General features: G+C 63.5%; 17 protein-coding genes. 7 read left to right on the plus strand and 10 right to left on the minus strand.

Going from position 1 to position 14,866, the window contains the following annotated elements; all coding sequences use genetic code 11:
- Window positions 1–55: 55 nt before the first annotated feature.
- The 3 genes from dusA (at window position 56) to ACK3BK_RS17050 (ending at window position 4,211) form a co-directional block, all read left to right on the plus strand.
- Complete coding sequence (gene dusA / locus ACK3BK_RS17040; RefSeq protein ID WP_411382948.1) at window positions 56–994, plus strand: tRNA dihydrouridine(20/20a) synthase DusA; 939 nt, start codon at window positions 56–58, stop codon at window positions 992–994.
- A gap of 195 nt (window positions 995–1,189) precedes the next feature.
- Window positions 1,190–2,116 carry a transaldolase gene (gene tal, locus ACK3BK_RS17045; protein ID WP_411382949.1) on the plus strand — a complete coding sequence of 309 codons (927 nt, stop codon included), beginning with the start codon at window positions 1,190–1,192 and terminating at the stop codon, window positions 2,114–2,116.
- Between the two features lie 202 nt (window positions 2,117–2,318).
- Window positions 2,319–4,211 (plus strand): alkaline phosphatase D family protein, encoded by a 1,893-nt coding sequence (locus ACK3BK_RS17050; RefSeq protein WP_411382950.1) that lies wholly within the window; start codon window positions 2,319–2,321, stop codon window positions 4,209–4,211.
- A 27-nt stretch (window positions 4,212–4,238) separates the two neighbouring features.
- Here the strand turns inward: ACK3BK_RS17050 and rssC are convergent, their stop codons facing one another.
- The 6 genes from rssC to ACK3BK_RS17080 form a co-directional block, all read right to left on the minus strand.
- Window positions 4,239–4,721: an anti-sigma factor antagonist RssC gene (gene rssC, locus ACK3BK_RS17055; RefSeq protein WP_054894422.1), complete on the minus strand. Its 483-nt coding sequence runs from the start codon at window positions 4,719–4,721 to the stop codon at window positions 4,239–4,241.
- The gene (gene rssB, locus ACK3BK_RS17060) at window positions 4,718–5,902 is read right to left on the minus strand and encodes a two-component system response regulator RssB (protein ID WP_186666280.1); all 1,185 of its coding nucleotides are present in this window, start codon (window positions 5,900–5,902) and stop codon (window positions 4,718–4,720) included. The genes rssC and rssB overlap by 4 nt, the downstream gene beginning before the upstream one ends.
- Before the next feature lie 332 nt (window positions 5,903–6,234).
- Window positions 6,235–6,651: an aldo/keto reductase gene (locus ACK3BK_RS17065; protein ID WP_411382951.1), complete on the minus strand. Its 417-nt coding sequence runs from the start codon at window positions 6,649–6,651 to the stop codon at window positions 6,235–6,237.
- Window positions 6,652–6,660: 9 nt separating this feature from the next.
- Entirely contained in the window at window positions 6,661–6,924 is a 264-nt protein-coding gene (locus ACK3BK_RS17070) for a LysR substrate-binding domain-containing protein (protein WP_186719934.1), read from the minus strand.
- A gap of 20 nt (window positions 6,925–6,944) precedes the next feature.
- A complete protein-coding gene (locus ACK3BK_RS17075; protein WP_411382952.1) occupies window positions 6,945–7,133 on the minus strand; it encodes a LysR family transcriptional regulator in 189 nt (62 codons plus the stop codon).
- 168 nt (window positions 7,134–7,301) lie between these two features.
- Window positions 7,302–8,009: a VacJ family lipoprotein gene (locus ACK3BK_RS17080; RefSeq protein ID WP_186666285.1), complete on the minus strand. Its 708-nt coding sequence runs from the start codon at window positions 8,007–8,009 to the stop codon at window positions 7,302–7,304.
- Window positions 8,010–8,208: 199 nt separating this feature from the next.
- On the opposite strand from ACK3BK_RS17080, the gene ACK3BK_RS17085 reads away from it, so the two are divergent.
- A complete protein-coding gene (locus ACK3BK_RS17085) occupies window positions 8,209–8,772 on the plus strand; it encodes a phosphonoacetaldehyde phosphonohydrolase-related protein (protein WP_186666286.1) in 564 nt (187 codons plus the stop codon).
- Window positions 8,773–8,895: 123 nt separating this feature from the next.
- A complete protein-coding gene (locus tag ACK3BK_RS17090) occupies window positions 8,896–9,159 on the plus strand; it encodes a DUF4404 family protein (RefSeq protein WP_063545619.1) in 264 nt (87 codons plus the stop codon).
- A gap of 82 nt (window positions 9,160–9,241) precedes the next feature.
- Here the strand turns inward: ACK3BK_RS17090 and queF are convergent, their stop codons facing one another.
- Both queF and ACK3BK_RS17100 read right to left on the minus strand, forming a co-directional pair.
- Window positions 9,242–10,072 carry an NADPH-dependent 7-cyano-7-deazaguanine reductase QueF gene (gene queF, locus ACK3BK_RS17095; RefSeq protein WP_186666287.1) on the minus strand — a complete coding sequence of 277 codons (831 nt, stop codon included), beginning with the start codon at window positions 10,070–10,072 and terminating at the stop codon, window positions 9,242–9,244.
- A gap of 67 nt (window positions 10,073–10,139) precedes the next feature.
- On the minus strand, window positions 10,140–10,634 hold the full coding sequence (locus ACK3BK_RS17100) for a plastocyanin/azurin family copper-binding protein (RefSeq protein ID WP_411382953.1): 495 nt from the start codon (window positions 10,632–10,634) through the stop codon (window positions 10,140–10,142).
- A gap of 207 nt (window positions 10,635–10,841) precedes the next feature.
- Here ACK3BK_RS17100 and cinR point away from each other — a divergent pair, with 207 nt between their 5' ends.
- Together cinR and ACK3BK_RS17110 are read left to right on the plus strand one after the other, a co-directional pair.
- Window positions 10,842–11,522: a two-component system response regulator CinR gene (gene cinR / locus ACK3BK_RS17105; RefSeq protein WP_186666289.1), complete on the plus strand. Its 681-nt coding sequence runs from the start codon at window positions 10,842–10,844 to the stop codon at window positions 11,520–11,522.
- A complete protein-coding gene (locus ACK3BK_RS17110) occupies window positions 11,519–12,856 on the plus strand; it encodes a heavy metal sensor histidine kinase (protein WP_411384486.1) in 1,338 nt (445 codons plus the stop codon). Before cinR ends, ACK3BK_RS17110 begins: the two co-directional genes overlap by 4 nt.
- Window positions 12,857–12,879: 23 nt before the next feature.
- Here the strand turns inward: ACK3BK_RS17110 and ACK3BK_RS17115 are convergent, their stop codons facing one another.
- On the minus strand, window positions 12,880–14,124 hold the full coding sequence (locus ACK3BK_RS17115) for a lipoprotein-releasing ABC transporter permease subunit (protein ID WP_186708366.1): 1,245 nt from the start codon (window positions 14,122–14,124) through the stop codon (window positions 12,880–12,882).
- A 56-nt stretch (window positions 14,125–14,180) separates the two neighbouring features.
- Complete coding sequence (gene lolD / locus ACK3BK_RS17120; protein ID WP_186666292.1) at window positions 14,181–14,864, minus strand: lipoprotein-releasing ABC transporter ATP-binding protein LolD; 684 nt, start codon at window positions 14,862–14,864, stop codon at window positions 14,181–14,183.
- Between the last annotated feature and the right edge of the window lie 2 nt (window positions 14,865–14,866).

Consider the following 14,866-nt stretch of genomic DNA (forward strand, 5'->3'; position numbering starts at 1 on the left):
CCATAAGCCACAGATCACGCCCCCTGAGCCGTCCCGCCGGTTCAGCGTTGCACCCATGATGGACTGGACCGACCGCCACTGTCGGTACTTCCTGCGCCTGCTCTCCCAACGCGCCCTGCTCTACACCGAAATGGTCACCACCGGCGCCCTGCTCCACGGCGATGCCGCGCGTTTCCTGCGTCATGACGAGTCCGAGCACCCGCTGGCTTTGCAGTTGGGCGGCAGCAACCCGGCTGAACTCGCCGCCTGTGCTCGCCTGGCCCAGGAAGCGGGTTACGACGAGGTCAACCTCAATGTCGGCTGCCCCAGCGACCGGGTGCAGAACAACATGATCGGGGCCTGCCTGATGGGCCATCCGGCGCTGGTGGCCGACTGCGTCAAGGCGATGATCGATGCGGTCGAGATTCCGGTGACGGTCAAGCACCGCATCGGCATCAATGGCCGCGACAGCTATGCCGAGCTGTGCGACTTTGTCGGCCAGGTGCGCGACGCCGGCTGTCGCAGCTTTACCGTGCATGCGCGGATCGCGATCCTCGAAGGCCTGTCGCCAAAGGAGAACCGCGAGGTGCCGCCGCTGCGCTACGAGGTGGCGGCGCAGTTGAAACAGGACTTCCCGGACCTTGAGCTGGTGCTCAACGGCGGGATCAAGACCCTCGACGAATGCCGCACCCACCTGCAGACCTTCGACGGCGTGATGCTGGGGCGCGAGGCTTACCACAACCCGTACCTGCTGGCCGAGGTGGATCAACAACTGTTCGCCAGCGACGTCCCCGTCGTGACGCGCAGCGAGGCGATGGCGCGGCTGATGCCGTACCTTGTGGCGCATGTGGAGAGTGGCGGGGCCATTCATCACATCACCCGGCATATCCTCGGCCTGGGCCAGGGCTTCCCGGGGGCGCGCCGGTTCCGCCAGTTGCTGTCGGCAGACATTCACAAGGCGGCCGAGCCGCTGAAGGTGGTCGAGCAGGCGGCAGAGTTGCTGGTCGGACGCTAGGGAACCCTGGGCGGGGGTTGGACTCGAAGGGGGATTCGACGGCCCCATCCTGGGGCTGCCATGTGGCCAGCACGGGGCCAGCCCGCGCCCGCATGACGCAGGATTGCCTTAGCCTGTGTTTGGCCTTGAGTGGCCGTCAGGGCTCGGGTAATGTCAAGACACTCACAGGACAGAGCATCAGGACAGAGCACGCCCATGACCTCAAAGCTGGAACAACTCAAGCAGTTCACCACCGTGGTCGCCGACACCGGGGACCTGGATGCCATCACCCGTCTCAAGCCGGTCGATGCCACCACCAACCCTTCGCTGCTGCTCAAGGCCGCGGCCATCTCGGGTTACGCCGACCTGCTCAAACAGGTCAAGGCCGACGCCAAAGGCAACGTCGACCTGGCCTGCGACAAGTTCGCGGTAGCCGTGGGCGCGGGCATTCTCAAGGTCATCCCCGGCCGTATCTCCACCGAGGTCGATGCACGCCTGTCGTTCGATGAGCCGGCGTTGCTGAACAAGGCTCGCCAGTTGATCGACCTGTACAAAGCTGCCGGCATTTCCAAGGATCGCGTACTGATCAAGCTGGCCTCTACCTGGGAAGGCATCCGCGCCGCCGAGAAGCTGGAAAAGGAAGGCATCCAGACCAACCTCACGCTGCTGTTCTCCTTCGCCCAGGCCCAGGCCTGTGCCGACGCCGGGGTGTTCCTGATCTCGCCGTTCGTGGGCCGGATCTACGACTGGTACAAGAAGAGCACCGGCAAGGAGTACGTCGGCGCCGAGGATCCAGGCGTGCAGTCGGTGACACGCATCTACGACTACTACAAGACCAACGGCTACGACACCGTGGTCATGGGCGCAAGCTTCCGTAACGTCGGGCAGATCGAGCAACTGGCCGGGTGCGATCGCCTGACCATCAGCCCTGAACTGCTGCAGCAGTTGAGCGACGACCAAGGCGAGCTGCCGCGCATCCTCACACCACGCAATGCTGGCGAAGCCAAGCAGGTGCTGAACGAGAGCCAGTTCCGCTGGGCGATGAACGAAGATGCCATGGCCACCGAGAAGCTGGCCGAAGGCATTCGCCAGTTTGCGCGCGACCAGGAGAAGCTCGAGGCGTTGATGGCCGACAAAGGCTGATACATATCCGAGTTGTGGAACGGGCGGGAAGTACTGAGTATTTCCCGCCCGTTTGCGTTTGTGTATTCGAAAAAGAGGCTGCCGGCCTATCGCGGGACAAGCCCGCTCCCACAGAAGCATGTTCCCTGCCATGGGATAGGTGCCGCTGTGGGAGCGGGCTTGTCCCGCGATGGGGCCGGCAGCCTCCCAACAGATGGAAGCAATGACCACCACCCTCCCCCTCGTCCTCGCCGGCCCCGTGCTGCGCCGCCTGGAGCCGCAACGCCTGGCCATCTGGCTGGTCGGCTCGCGCCCGCTGAACCCTCGATTCGTGCTGGACGGCGCGCAGGTCAGTACCCACCTGGAGTGTCGGGTCGTTCCGATCGGCCAGCATGCCTTCGTCCATCTGCTGGAAGTGCACATCGACCAGGCACTGCCCGAGGACGTCGCGCTGGGCTACGACCTGCACCTGGACAATGGCCAGGGCATCGCCGACTGGGCACCGCACCTGCTCTACCCAGGTGCCTGCCGCCCGAGCTTCGTTCTGCGCAAACGTATCGATCCGTTGCTGCACGGCTCGTGCCGCAAACCCCATCACCCCGCCGCCGACGGCCTGCTCTGCGCCGACCGCCTGCTGCTCGACAATCCCCCTCCCGAACAACGCCCGGCACTGCTGATGATGACCGGCGACCAGGTCTATGCAGACGATGTCGCCGGCCCCACGCTCAAGGCCATCCACGGGTTGATCGAACGCCTGAAGCTATTCGACGAGCCCCTCGACGGCGCGCTGGTCGACAGCAGCCAGGCGCTCTATCGTCACCCCGCCTGCTACTACCATCGCGCCGACCTGCTGCCCGCCCAGCAGGGCAATGAGCCGCTGCGCCAACGCTTCTTCCGGGGCAAGCGCAAGCCGATCTTCTCGTCGAGCAATGCCGACAACCACCTGGTGACCTTTGCCGAGGTCATGGCCATGTACCTGCTGGTCTGGTCGCCCACGCCCTGGACACTGGTGGAGCTGGAGGCGCCCGAGGGGCTCACTGCCGCGCGCCAGCAGCGCTATCAGAACGAACTGCCGCTGATCGAGGCGTTCCGCGACGGCCTGGGTCAAGTGGCGCGCGCCATGGCCCACCTGCCCTGCCTGATGATCTTCGACGACCACGACATCACCGATGACTGGAACCTGTCGGCGCAATGGGAACAGACCGCCTATGGCCACCCCTTCTCGCGCCGGATCATCGGCAACGCCCTGCTCGGCTACCTGCTGTGCCAAGGCTGGGGCAATGACCCCGAGGGCTGTACGACGCTGGTCGAAGGGTTGCAGGCACTGACTGCAAATGCACCGCAGGGCGCATTGGACGGTGAGGCCCTGGATACACTGATCGGCGACCTGTTGCGTTTCCAGGGCTGGCAGTACGACCTGCCCAGCAACCCACCGTTGCGCGTGCTGGACACCCGCACCCGGCGCTGGCGCAGCGAAAGCAAGCTGGGCAAACCGTCCGGGCTGCTCGACTGGGAGGCGCTGTGCGAACTGCAGCAGGCCCTGCTCGATCATCCATCGGCAATCATCGTGTCACCGGCGCCGATTTTCGGGGTCAAGCTGATCGAGACGGTGCAGCGGGTGTTCACTGCGCTGAGCTACCCGCTGCTGGTGGACGCCGAGAACTGGATGGCCCATCGCGGCTCCGCGCAGGTGATCCTGAATATCTTCCGTCATTCCCGCACGCCAGGGCACTACGTGATCCTGTCCGGGGATGTGCATTATTCATTCGTCTACGAGGTGCTGATCCGCCACCGCCAACGCAGCCCACACCTGTGGCAGGTCACCAGCAGCGGGATCAAGAACACCTTTCCAGTGCGCCTGCTGGATGTGCTCGACCGCCTGAACCGCTGGCTGTACTCACCACGCTCGCCACTCAACTGGTTCACAAAGCGCCGATCGATGGAGGTGGTGCCACGCGTGCCAAGCCGAAGCAAGGCCGGGGAGCGGCTGTGGAATGGCGCGGGCCTGGGGCAGGTATTCTTCGACGAGCAGGGGCGGCCGGTGCGGGTTGTCCAGCTGAGTGCCGAAGGAGGTGAAGCGACGGAGTTCGTGCACAGCCATGAGGTGGAGCGCTAGCGGATACAGGGCGCCGTTGGCGCCGAGTCAGGAACGCTCCAGCGCACTCACCAGGTCACGAAACGCTTCGCGGTTGGAATCGTTCAGCCCCATGAGAATCTTGTGCGCTTCCAGCACCTTGGAGCGCACCACTTCTTCGTTCTGATCCTGCGATGGCAAGTCGCTCAGGCAATCCGGGCATGGCAGCGGACGGTCGACGATGTTGAATACCTGGTCGAACCCCATCGACTGCAGCAACCGGGAAATGTCCGGATTGGTGGTGACCACGGTCGGCAACAGGCCGACCTTCTGCCGCGACAGAATCGACAACTTGGCCAGCAGGCCCAGGGTGGTGCTGTCGATGCTCTCGGTTTCGGTCAGGTCGATGACGATGGCCGAGAAGTTCAGTGCGGTGAAGATCTTCTCGATCGTCGCATCCAGCGCCGAACACAGGGTCAGGCGCACTTCACCGACGAATTTCAGTACGAAGGTACCGCTCTGCTCGGCGAACTGGATTCTACCGGTACTCATTGAAGGTTCCTGCTCAACACCAATAGGGCGATATCATCCGGCATCTCCCCAAGCGTAGCCAATCCGAATCGTTGGCGCAGCCCGTCCAGGCTGCCCCCCGCGGTCTTGACGATTTCCGGCAAGGCCGCTTCCTTATCTTTGAGTGTATCCCCGGGCAAAAGGTCCAGAATGCCGTCGGACATGAGCGTGAGGCTGAAGCGCGGCGGCAGCTCGAGCACATGGTCCTGGTAGGTGGCTTCATCGAACAGCCCCACCGGCAGGCCACGGCCCTCCAGGTAGCGGGCCTGGCCCGGGGTGTAGAGCACCGGCAGCGGCAGATGGCCGCCGACGCTGTAGGTCATCAGGCCGGTCTCCTCGTCGATCACCCCGCCGACCATGGTCACATGCTTGCCCAGCTTGCAGTTGATCAGGCCACGATTGATGTGCGCCAACACCTGCGACGGCTTGAACTCGCGCATCTTGCCGTTGCGCTTGAATTCGAACAGCAGGCGGGTGGTCATGAACTTGAGCAGCACGGTGACGAATGCCGAGGACGCCCCATGGCCGGATACGTCGGCCAGGTAGAAGGCAATGCGGCGCTCGTCGACGCGGAAATAATCGGTGAAATCGCCGGAGAGGTAGAGCGAGGGAATGATCTGGTGGTCGAACGACAGGTCGCCCGCGGTCCACGGCTTTTCCGGCAGCATGTTCATCTGCACCTGGCGGCCGGCGGTCTGGTCTTCCTGCAACAGGTGCAGACTGGCCTCCAGCTCCCGGTTGGCAGCTTCGAGCTTGTCGCGGTAGCGCTGGTTTTCGAGCACCAGGCGCGAACGGTCGAGCGCACGGCGCACCGAGTGCTCGAGCACGGCAAGGTCTTCCAACGGCTTGATCAGGTAGTCGGCCGCGCCCAGGCGCAAGGCCTCGACCGCATCGCTCATGACGCCGGCACCGGACACCACGATCACGGGCAACTGCGGAGCGTGCTCGGTGATCCGGCGGATCAGTTCGAGGCCGCCCATCTGCGGCATGCGCAGATCGCAGATCACGAGGTCGGGCTGGTGTTCTTCGAAGACCTGGAGCCCCTGCTGGCCATTACCGGCCTGGAGGACGCTGAAGCCACTGTCTTCCAGATAGGCGGCGAGGCTTGCACGAACCACGTCGTCGTCATCGATGATCAGCAGCGTTGCACTGGTTTTCTGCATGTGGGCGAACGGCGCCGATTGGTTGGCGTAGCGGGCATCGGCAAGGGCGACGGACGGCTACTGGAATACTCTGTGACCACTTCTCTTTGAGGTGTAGGACAAGAAAACCTGTCCAGCAAATCGCAGTGGTGCCCTGTAAGGCGCAGACGGTACTCCCATCCGCGGGGCGTTTCAAGCATACGAGGGTCGAGTTCGCTGTGCTAATCACCAGCGGTTATTTGGCGGGGCCGTTTGGCGTACGGTTGGGCATAGAAAAGCCCTTGAGCGGCCAGACAATTACAGGATGTAAATGCCTGGAGCCACTCGAGGGCAAGTCTTGAAAGGATCAGGGTTCAGCGACGACCGATGTTCGACGACACACTCCACAGGTCGACACCACCATCGGTGGCATGACGGTCGATGGCGGCCAGCTCGTCGGCGGTGAACTGCAGATTGCCCACCGCATCGAGGGAGTCGTCGAGTTGCGCCAGTGTGCGAGCGCCGATCAGCGTCGAGGACACCCGCGAGTCACGCAGCACCCAGGCAATCGCGATCTGCGCCAGGGTCTGGCCGCGGGCCTGGGCGATATCATTGAGGCTGCGGATGCGCGCCAGGTTGTCATCGCCGAGCATGCGCGAGGGCAGCGAACCGCCACGGGTGGCGCGCGATTCACTCGGCACGCCCTGCAGATACTTGTCGGTGAGCATGCCCTGGGCCAACGGCGAGAAGGCGATGCAACCCACGCCCAGATCGTCGAGCGTGCCGAGCAACCCCTGCGATCATGTCCTGGGCACGGTTGCACCGAAGCGGATACCGGCATCGAAGCCTTCGGCAACGATGTCGAGCATGCGGTCGTCCATCACCAGGTCGAGGTGCACCTGGGGAAAGCGCGACAAAAACTGATCAAGCACCGGCAGGATCAGCAGGCGCCCGGCGTCATGGGGAATGTTCAGACGCAGGCGGCCGACTGGCGCCTTGCGGTAGTCTTCGAGGGTATTGAGGCCGTGGCCGATGGCCTCGAAGCCTTGGGCCAGGGACTGCATGAGATCGCTGCCGGCGGCCGTCAGTGCCACTGAAGGTTGGTACGATTGAGCAGGCGGACTTCGAGGCGATCTTCGAGCTTCTTCATCGTGTGGCTCAACGCCGAGGCGGTCAGCCCGAGTTCGTTGGCGGCATCGACGAAACTGCCGCGGCGAGCAATGGTGAAGAACACGTTCAGGTCCGCCAGATCGGAGCGCTTGAATGCCGCCATGGGGCCAGCCACCCTTGAGAATGAGAACGACCGCCATTGTGCCGCCAATCGGAGAGAAGCTGAACGCACCAGGCGTGAAAAGGATTCAGTGCCCCCAATGCCCCATTCTCACATTGCGCCAAAACGAAGAAGGCGACCCTTGCGGTCGCCTTCTTCTGTTCGCCTGACTCAGAAGTCGTCTTCGACTTCGCCGTCCTTGACCTTGAACTCGCGGTTCTGCAGGTAGGCGTTGCGGATGAAAATGTACTTGTCGCCCTGCATCAGCTTCTCTGCCGACAGCAGGCTGGCGCGGGTATCGATCACGTTCAGGGCGAAGATCGAGTTGCGGGTCGGTACATGATCGATATAGCGGTAGGGTTCGGTGAAGGAGTCCGGGTACTTGGACAGGCCGTCACGCACCGTGCTTGGCCCAAGCAGCGGAATGACCACGTATGGCCCGCTGGGCACGCCCCAGTAGCCGAGGGTCTGGCCGAAATCTTCGTCGTTGCGCTGCAGCCCCATGCGGGTGCCGACGTCGATGAAGCCACCCAGGCCGAATGTGGTGTTGACGATCAGCCGCGCCGTGTCGATGCCTGCGGCGCGAGGCTTGAGCTGCAGGACATTGTTGACCAGGTTGCCGACGTCGCCCAGGTTCAGGAAGACATTGTGAATGCCGTCCTCGAGGAACTGCGGGGTGACGGCCTGATAGCCCTGGGCCAACGGCTTGAGGGCGTAGGTATCAATGGTGTCGTTGAACCTGAAGATCGGTCGATTGACCACTTCCCAAGGATCTTCCTCGGTCGCCGCCTGGGTGGCGGCCACAGGCGCCAGCAACAGGCTGGCACAGACACAGGCCTGGGTGATTCGCTCGATCACACCGGCACCGATCCTCTGCATAGATGTTTCTCCATCGGATTTCACGGTGGCAGCCGCCTGAAGGCGCTGCTGGATAGTGCGCCAGTATAAAGGCAATCTGGCAGGCAGCCAGCATTACACACCTTTGTTCAACATTTTGTGAACAAGAGTTTCATCTTCCAACTGTCATCCGACCGTCATGAAGGGCGTTTAGCCTGCGGTGTATTTCAGGGATGTTGCCATGCACGAAGCACCTGCCCTCACTGCTGTGCTGTTCGGCCTGCGCGGCTGCCTGGTCCAGACCGCGAACGGCAGCCCCCTGCCCGCCCCTGGCGCCCTGGACACCCTAGAACAGCTGCGGCGCCAGCAAGTACCCTGCATCTGGCTGGACGATCTGCACAACCATCAAGGCGAGCGTCTGGCCAGCGTGCTCCCGGACTGGCTGCCCGGCCAGGTCGCCAACGGTTCGCCATGGCCTTCACCGAATGCCTGCTGGCATGCCTTGATGTCATTGAACAGTGATCGCCTCGACGGCTGCGTACTGGTCAGTGGCGAGCCGCGCCTGTTGCAGTCGGGCCTGAACGCCGGATTGTGGACGGTCGGCCTCGCCGCCTGCAGCCCGTCGTGCGACCAGGCATCGAATCTGTGGCAAGCCATGAGCGTACAGGAGCAGGAGTTGGCCCGCGGCAAAGCCACCCTCGAGCTGTTCGGCCTGGGCGTGCATTCGGTGATCGACCACCTGGAATCACTGGAAACCTGCCTCGCGGACATCGCTCAGCGGCGGCGCAAGGGTGAAAAACCCTGACACAGCGTCGTTGATGCCGGTCATGCAAAGCGCCGGCAAGTGGATTACGCTTGAAGTCAGGCCAGAACCTTTGCCGCTTCGCCGAGGTCCATGGCTTGCCAAGTCATTGATGGAGAACAGCCAATGCCCGCCCGCGAATTGCAAGAGCGCCTCAACAGCCTGCGCGAGCAACTGGATCGAAACGTACCGCTGTCGGAAGAAGAACTCGCCAGCCTGCATGAAGAAGCGCGACAGATCGAAGCGCAACTGAAGCTCGAAGAGGCCACGCCAGACAACAACCTGGTCGATGGCGTGAACCTGGCCATCGAGCGCTTCGAAGCCGATCACCCGGACCTCACGGCGACGCTGCGCAGCATTGCCAACTCGCTGCACAGCATGGGGATCTGATTTCACCGCCCGGCGCCGCCCTGCAGTCAGCGCACGCTCTGCAGGAGCGGCCTCGCGCTGGTTGGGGCGCCAAGCATTGACCTTACTGCCGCACCAACCGCCCGTTGCGCGCACTGATCGGCCCGTTGCTGCGGTACGGGTTGATGTCCAACCCACCCCGGCGCACATAACGCGCATACACCGTCAGATGCTCAGGCTTCAGCAGGCGCAACAGGTCCAGGTAGATCCGCTCGACGCACTGCTCATGGAAGTCGGCATGCTGGCGGAAGCTCACCAGATAGGTCAGCAGGCTGGCATGATCCAGCGCGCTGCCCTTGTACTCGACCACCACACTCCCCCAGTCAGGCTGGCCGGTGACTGGGCAGTTGGACTTGAGCAGGTGGCTGTGCAGCGTTTCTTCGACGATACGCTCCGAGTTGCAGCTCAGCAGCTCAGGCTGGGGTTGCTCGTAGTTGCTGATGCTCACATCCAGCGCATCGATGCACTGGCCCGGCAAGGCCACCACCCCCTGCTGCTCGACTTCACCCAGCGTTCGAACCTGAACACTCACAGGCTTGCCTGCCGCAGCGGACAGGTCCTTCTCCAGGCATGCCTGCAGCTCGCCGATCGATGCGAACACCGTCTGGTTCAACGAGTTGAGGTAGAGCTTGAACGACTTGGACTCGATGATGTTCGGCGAGTCGGCCGGAATGGCGAACTCGCCGATGGCCACCACCGGTTTGCCGGAGGGCAGCAACCACGACAGTTCGAAGCAGTTCCAGTAGTCCACGCCCTGCCACGGCAGGGTCTGCGCGGTCACACCCAGCTCGGCCCATTTGGCCGTGCGTGGGATCGGAAACAGCAGCGACGGAGTGTAGGTGGCGATGTATTCGCTGGACTTGCCCAGCGGGGAGTGTTCGGCGGCGGGATGCATGTATCTGACCTGAAAGCGCGGGAATGGCGCCATTCTACCGGTTTTGCAGCCCGCCTTGGGGATGAAGTCACTCGATGGTCAACTGACCGACCATGCCCGCCTGATAGTGGCCCGGCACATTGCAGGCGAACTCGATGGGTGCCGACTTGCGGAAGGTCCAGGTCAGCTCGGCGCGCTGCCCGGGCTGGACCAGCACAGTGTTGCCCTGATCATGCCCGTTGCCGCCATGGCCCATCTGGCTGTGGTCCATCCCGGCCATGTTGCCATGGTCCATGCCCGCCATGGCCGCCATCTCCTTCTGGTGCTCGACGTGCATGGCCTTGTCACCCAGGTTGAACTCATGAGCCAGCTTGCCTTCGTTGATCACCACGAAGCGCACCGTCTCGCCGGCCTTGACCTGCAGGCTCTTGGGCTCGAAGGCGATATCCTTGAGCACCACATCGACGGTACGGGTGGCCTTGGAGGCCGGAGCCGGCTCGCCGAAGCCGAAGGTCTTGGCGGCATCGGCGAAGACCGGCAGGCTGGCCACGGCGAGGGTAGCGGCGAGAATCAGGTGTTTCATGGCAACTCCGGTTTGTGCGCTAGAGATGGAGCCACTCTAGGGCCATAGGACTGGCGGCTAGCTGACAGGCAGATTACAAGTTTGTCAGCTTGGGCGCGCTTGCCGATCGTCACGTATCATTTGAGCCAATGCTGCGGCACGACACTCCGGGCTGTTCTATGAAAACTGGAGTGCTTGTGCGCTTACCTTTTTGACAATGGACAGTGCATGAAACTGCTGATCGTCGAAGACCAGGCCAAGACCGGCCAATACCTGCGCCAGGGCCTGAGCGAAGCCGGTTTTGCCACGGAGCTGGCCGGCGACGGCGAAACGGGTCAATTCCTCGCGCTCACCGGCGACCACGACCTGCTGATCCTGGATGTCATGCTGCCGGGCCGGGATGGCTGGCAGATCCTTCAGGCTGTGCGCCAGGCCGGGCTGGACACGCCGGTATTGTTCCTTACCGCGCGTGACGCTGTCGAAGACCGCGTCCATGGCCTGGAGCTGGGTGCCGACGATTATCTGGTCAAACCCTTTGCCTTCTCCGAACTGCTGGCCCGGGTACGTAGCCTGCTGCGCCGCGGTGCCAGCCCCTCCCAGGACACCACCCTGGCCCTGGCCGACCTGCGCCTGGACCTGATCCGTCGCCGCGCCGAGCGCGCCGGCAGCCGCATCGACCTGACCGCCAAGGAATTCGCCCTGCTCGAGTTGCTGCTGCGGCGCCAGGGCGAGGTGCTGCCCAAATCGCTGATCGCTTCGCAGGTGTGGGACATGAATTTCGACAGCGACACCAACGTGATCGAAGTTGCGATCCGTCGCCTGCGCCTGAAGATCGACGACAACCACGCCAACAAGCTGATCCATACCGTGCGCGGCATGGGCTACGTGCTCGAGGAGCGCCACGACTGATGCCCCGACTCTCCCTCGGCGGGCGCCTGGCCCTGCTGTTCGCGGCCTGCACCGCCGCCGTTTCGCTGAGCGCCGGGTTGCTGTTCAGCCATGCCAGTGAGCGCCACTTCATCGAACTCGACCAGCAGTTGCTCAGCGCTCGCCTCTCGCAATTGCGTGCGCACCTGGCCGATGTCGACTCCCGCGCAGCCTTGGACGACCACCTGCCGGCGCTGCGCAGCGAGCTCAGCCACCAGTCGGACCTGGCCCTGCGCATTCGCGGCAACGACGGTACGCTGTGGTTCGACAGCCGCGAAGGCTTGCCGCAGGAGCCCCGCCAGCCGGGCCTGGCCACCCTGCACAGTGACGGCATGGACTACCGCAGCCTGTGCCAGGCCTTGCCAAACGCTCAGATCACCTTGTTTCTCGACATCACCCACCATCAGCACTTTCTGCAACGCATGCAGCAGTTGATCTGGCTGACCGTCGGGCTCTGCGCGCTGGCCACAGCCCTCCTCGGCGCCTGGGCTGCACGCCGAGGCTTGCGACCGTTGCGCCAGATGGGCGCGGTGGCCGCCAGCGTCAATGCGCGCTCGCTCACCACACGCCTGCCAGTGGCGCAACTGCCTGAAGAACTCGCCGAGCTCGGCCAGACCGTCAACGCCATGCTGCAACGCCTGGATGATGCCTTTCAGCGCCTCTCGGCGTTTTCCGCCGACATCGCCCATGAGCTGCGCACGCCGCTGTCAAATCTGCTGACCCACACCCAGGTCACCCTCACCCGCCCCCGCAGCCTGGAGGAATACCGCGAAGCCCTTCACGGCAACCTCGAAGAACTGCAGCACATGGCGCAGATGGTCAACGACATGCTGTTCCTGGCCAAGGCCGACCACGGTCTGCTGATGCCCAGCCGACAGGCCCTGGACCTGGCGACCGAGACCGACGCACTGCTGGAGTACTACGCGCCACTGGCCGAGGATGCCGGCATCACCCTGCTGCGCCGCGGCGAAGCGCAAACAGCGGGCGACCGGCACATGCTGCGCCGAGCCCTGTCCAACCTGCTGGACAACGCGCTGCGCTTCACCCCGCCTGGTGGGACCATCGAGGTGACGCTGTCACCGGGATTGCACATAGAGATCGCCAATACCGGCCCCGCGATAGCAGCGCAGGCGCTGCCGCGCCTGTTCGACCGCTTCTATCGGGAGGATCCGATGCGCCATGAAGGAAGCAGCGAGCATGCCGGGCTGGGACTTGCGATCACCCGATCCACCGTACTGGCCCATGGCGGGGGGATTCAGGCTCGCTTTGAAGGGGGATGGACACGCTTTGTGATCGACCTGCCCCAGACAGGCTGAGGCAGGCTGGCGTGGGCCACACGTCACTCGTAGCGCAATGCCATTGCAGGCTCGATCTGCGACGCGCGATAGGCCGGATACAACGTGGCCAGGAAGCTCATCACCAAGCCCGCGATACAGATGATCGCGACATCGCCCCACTGCAACTGCGACGGCAGGCTGCTGATGAAGTACATGTCGGAGGTGAAGATATGCTGGCCGCTGGTGCGTTCCAGCCAACCGACGATGGCGCTGACGTTGAGCGCACCGATCACGCCCAACACCCCGCCGATCAGGGTGCCGACGATACCGATCAGGCTGCCCTGGACCATGAAGGTGCCCATGATCTGCGCCGGCGTCGCCCCGATGGTGCGCAGAATCGCGATGTCGGCGCCCTTGTCGTTCACCACCATCACCAGGGTGGCGATGATGTTGAACGCTGCCACGGCAATGATCATCAGCAGCAGCAGTCCGATCATGGTCTTTTCCATCTTCATCGCACTGAACAGGCTGCCCTGGGTGTGCGACCAGTCATCGGCGCGGTAGGCATCGCCCAGGCCCGAAGCGATCGCCTTGGACACCTGCGGTGCAGCGTACAGGTCGTGCAGCTTCAGGCGTACGCCCTGCACCTGGCCCGGCGCCCAGCGTTGCATCTCGCCGGCGTCGGCCATGTGGATGTAGGCCTGCGAACCATCCAGCTCGGCACCGACCTTGAAGATGCCGACCACGGTCAGGCGCTGCATGCGCGGGGTGATACCACCAGGCGCACTGCTCACCTCCGGGACGATCAGGGTGACCTTGTCGCCGGTGTTCAGACGAAAGCGACGGGCCGTCAGTTCCCCGAGCACCACGCCATACTCACCCGGCTGCAGGGCTTGCAAGGCCCCCTGGACGATATGCTGGCCGACGATGGAGACCTTGCCCTCCTGCGCCGGGTCGATACCGCTGACCTGGATCGGCTGCATCGCGCCCTTGTAGGAGAGCATGCCTTCCATTTCCGTCAAAGGCGCCGCGGCGATAACCGCCGGGTTCTTCAGCGCGGTTTCGGCAACACTTTGCCAGTTATCCAGCGGCTGTACGCCAAGGATGCTGGCATGGGGCACCAGCCCCAGCACGCGCGAGCTCATCTCACGCTGGAAACCGTTCATCACCGACAACACCACGATCATCGCCAGCACGCCCAGGGAAAGGCCGATCATCGAGGTCATGGAGATGAACGAGATGAAGTGATTGCGGCGCTTGGCACGGGTGTAGCGGGCACCGATGAACAAGGGCAAGGGTCTGAACATGTACGCGAACACCCAGTTGAACAGTGGATCGGGGCCGCGCAGGCGGCCCCATGCAATCAGATCGAGACCAGACGACCGTCTTCCAGGCTCAGCACACGGTCCATCTTGCGTGCCAGGCTCAGGTCGTGGGTCACCACCAGGAACGCCGTGCGCGACGCCGTCGACAGTTCCTGCATCAGTTCCTGGATCCCCAGGGCGGTGTGGTGGTCGAGGTTGCCGGTGGGTTCGTCGAGCATCACCAGGCCCGGCTGGTTGACCAGCGCACGGGCAATCGCCACGCGCTGGCGCTCACCGCCGGACAGCTCGGCAGGTTTGTGATTCAGTCGATGGCCAAGGCCTACACGCTTGAGCAGCGCCTCAGCCCGCTGACGTGCTTCCGGGATGGGTGTACGACCGATCAGCAGCGGCATGCAGACGTTTTCCAGTGCCGTGAATTCTGCCAGCAGGTGGTGGAACTGATAGACGAAACCCAGGGCGCGGTTGCGCAGCAAGCCGCGATCACGCTCGCCAAGCGCCGAAAGTTCTTCCCCGGCTAGCCAGACGCTGCCTTGGGTTGGCGTATCGAGGCCGCCCAGCAGGTTGAGCAGCGTGCTCTTGCCAGAGCCGGAGCTACCGACGATGGCCACCCGCTCACCCGGGTGCAGTTCCAGGCTCAGGCCCGACAACACCTGCACCGACTCCGGGCCCTCGTCATAGGACTTGCCCAAGTTGCGGCAACTCAGTACGGCTTTATCACTCATGC

It is taken from the genome of Pseudomonas sp. L7 (genome assembly GCF_046605565.1).
Taxonomy (GTDB): domain Bacteria; phylum Pseudomonadota; class Gammaproteobacteria; order Pseudomonadales; family Pseudomonadaceae; genus Aquipseudomonas; species Aquipseudomonas wayambapalatensis.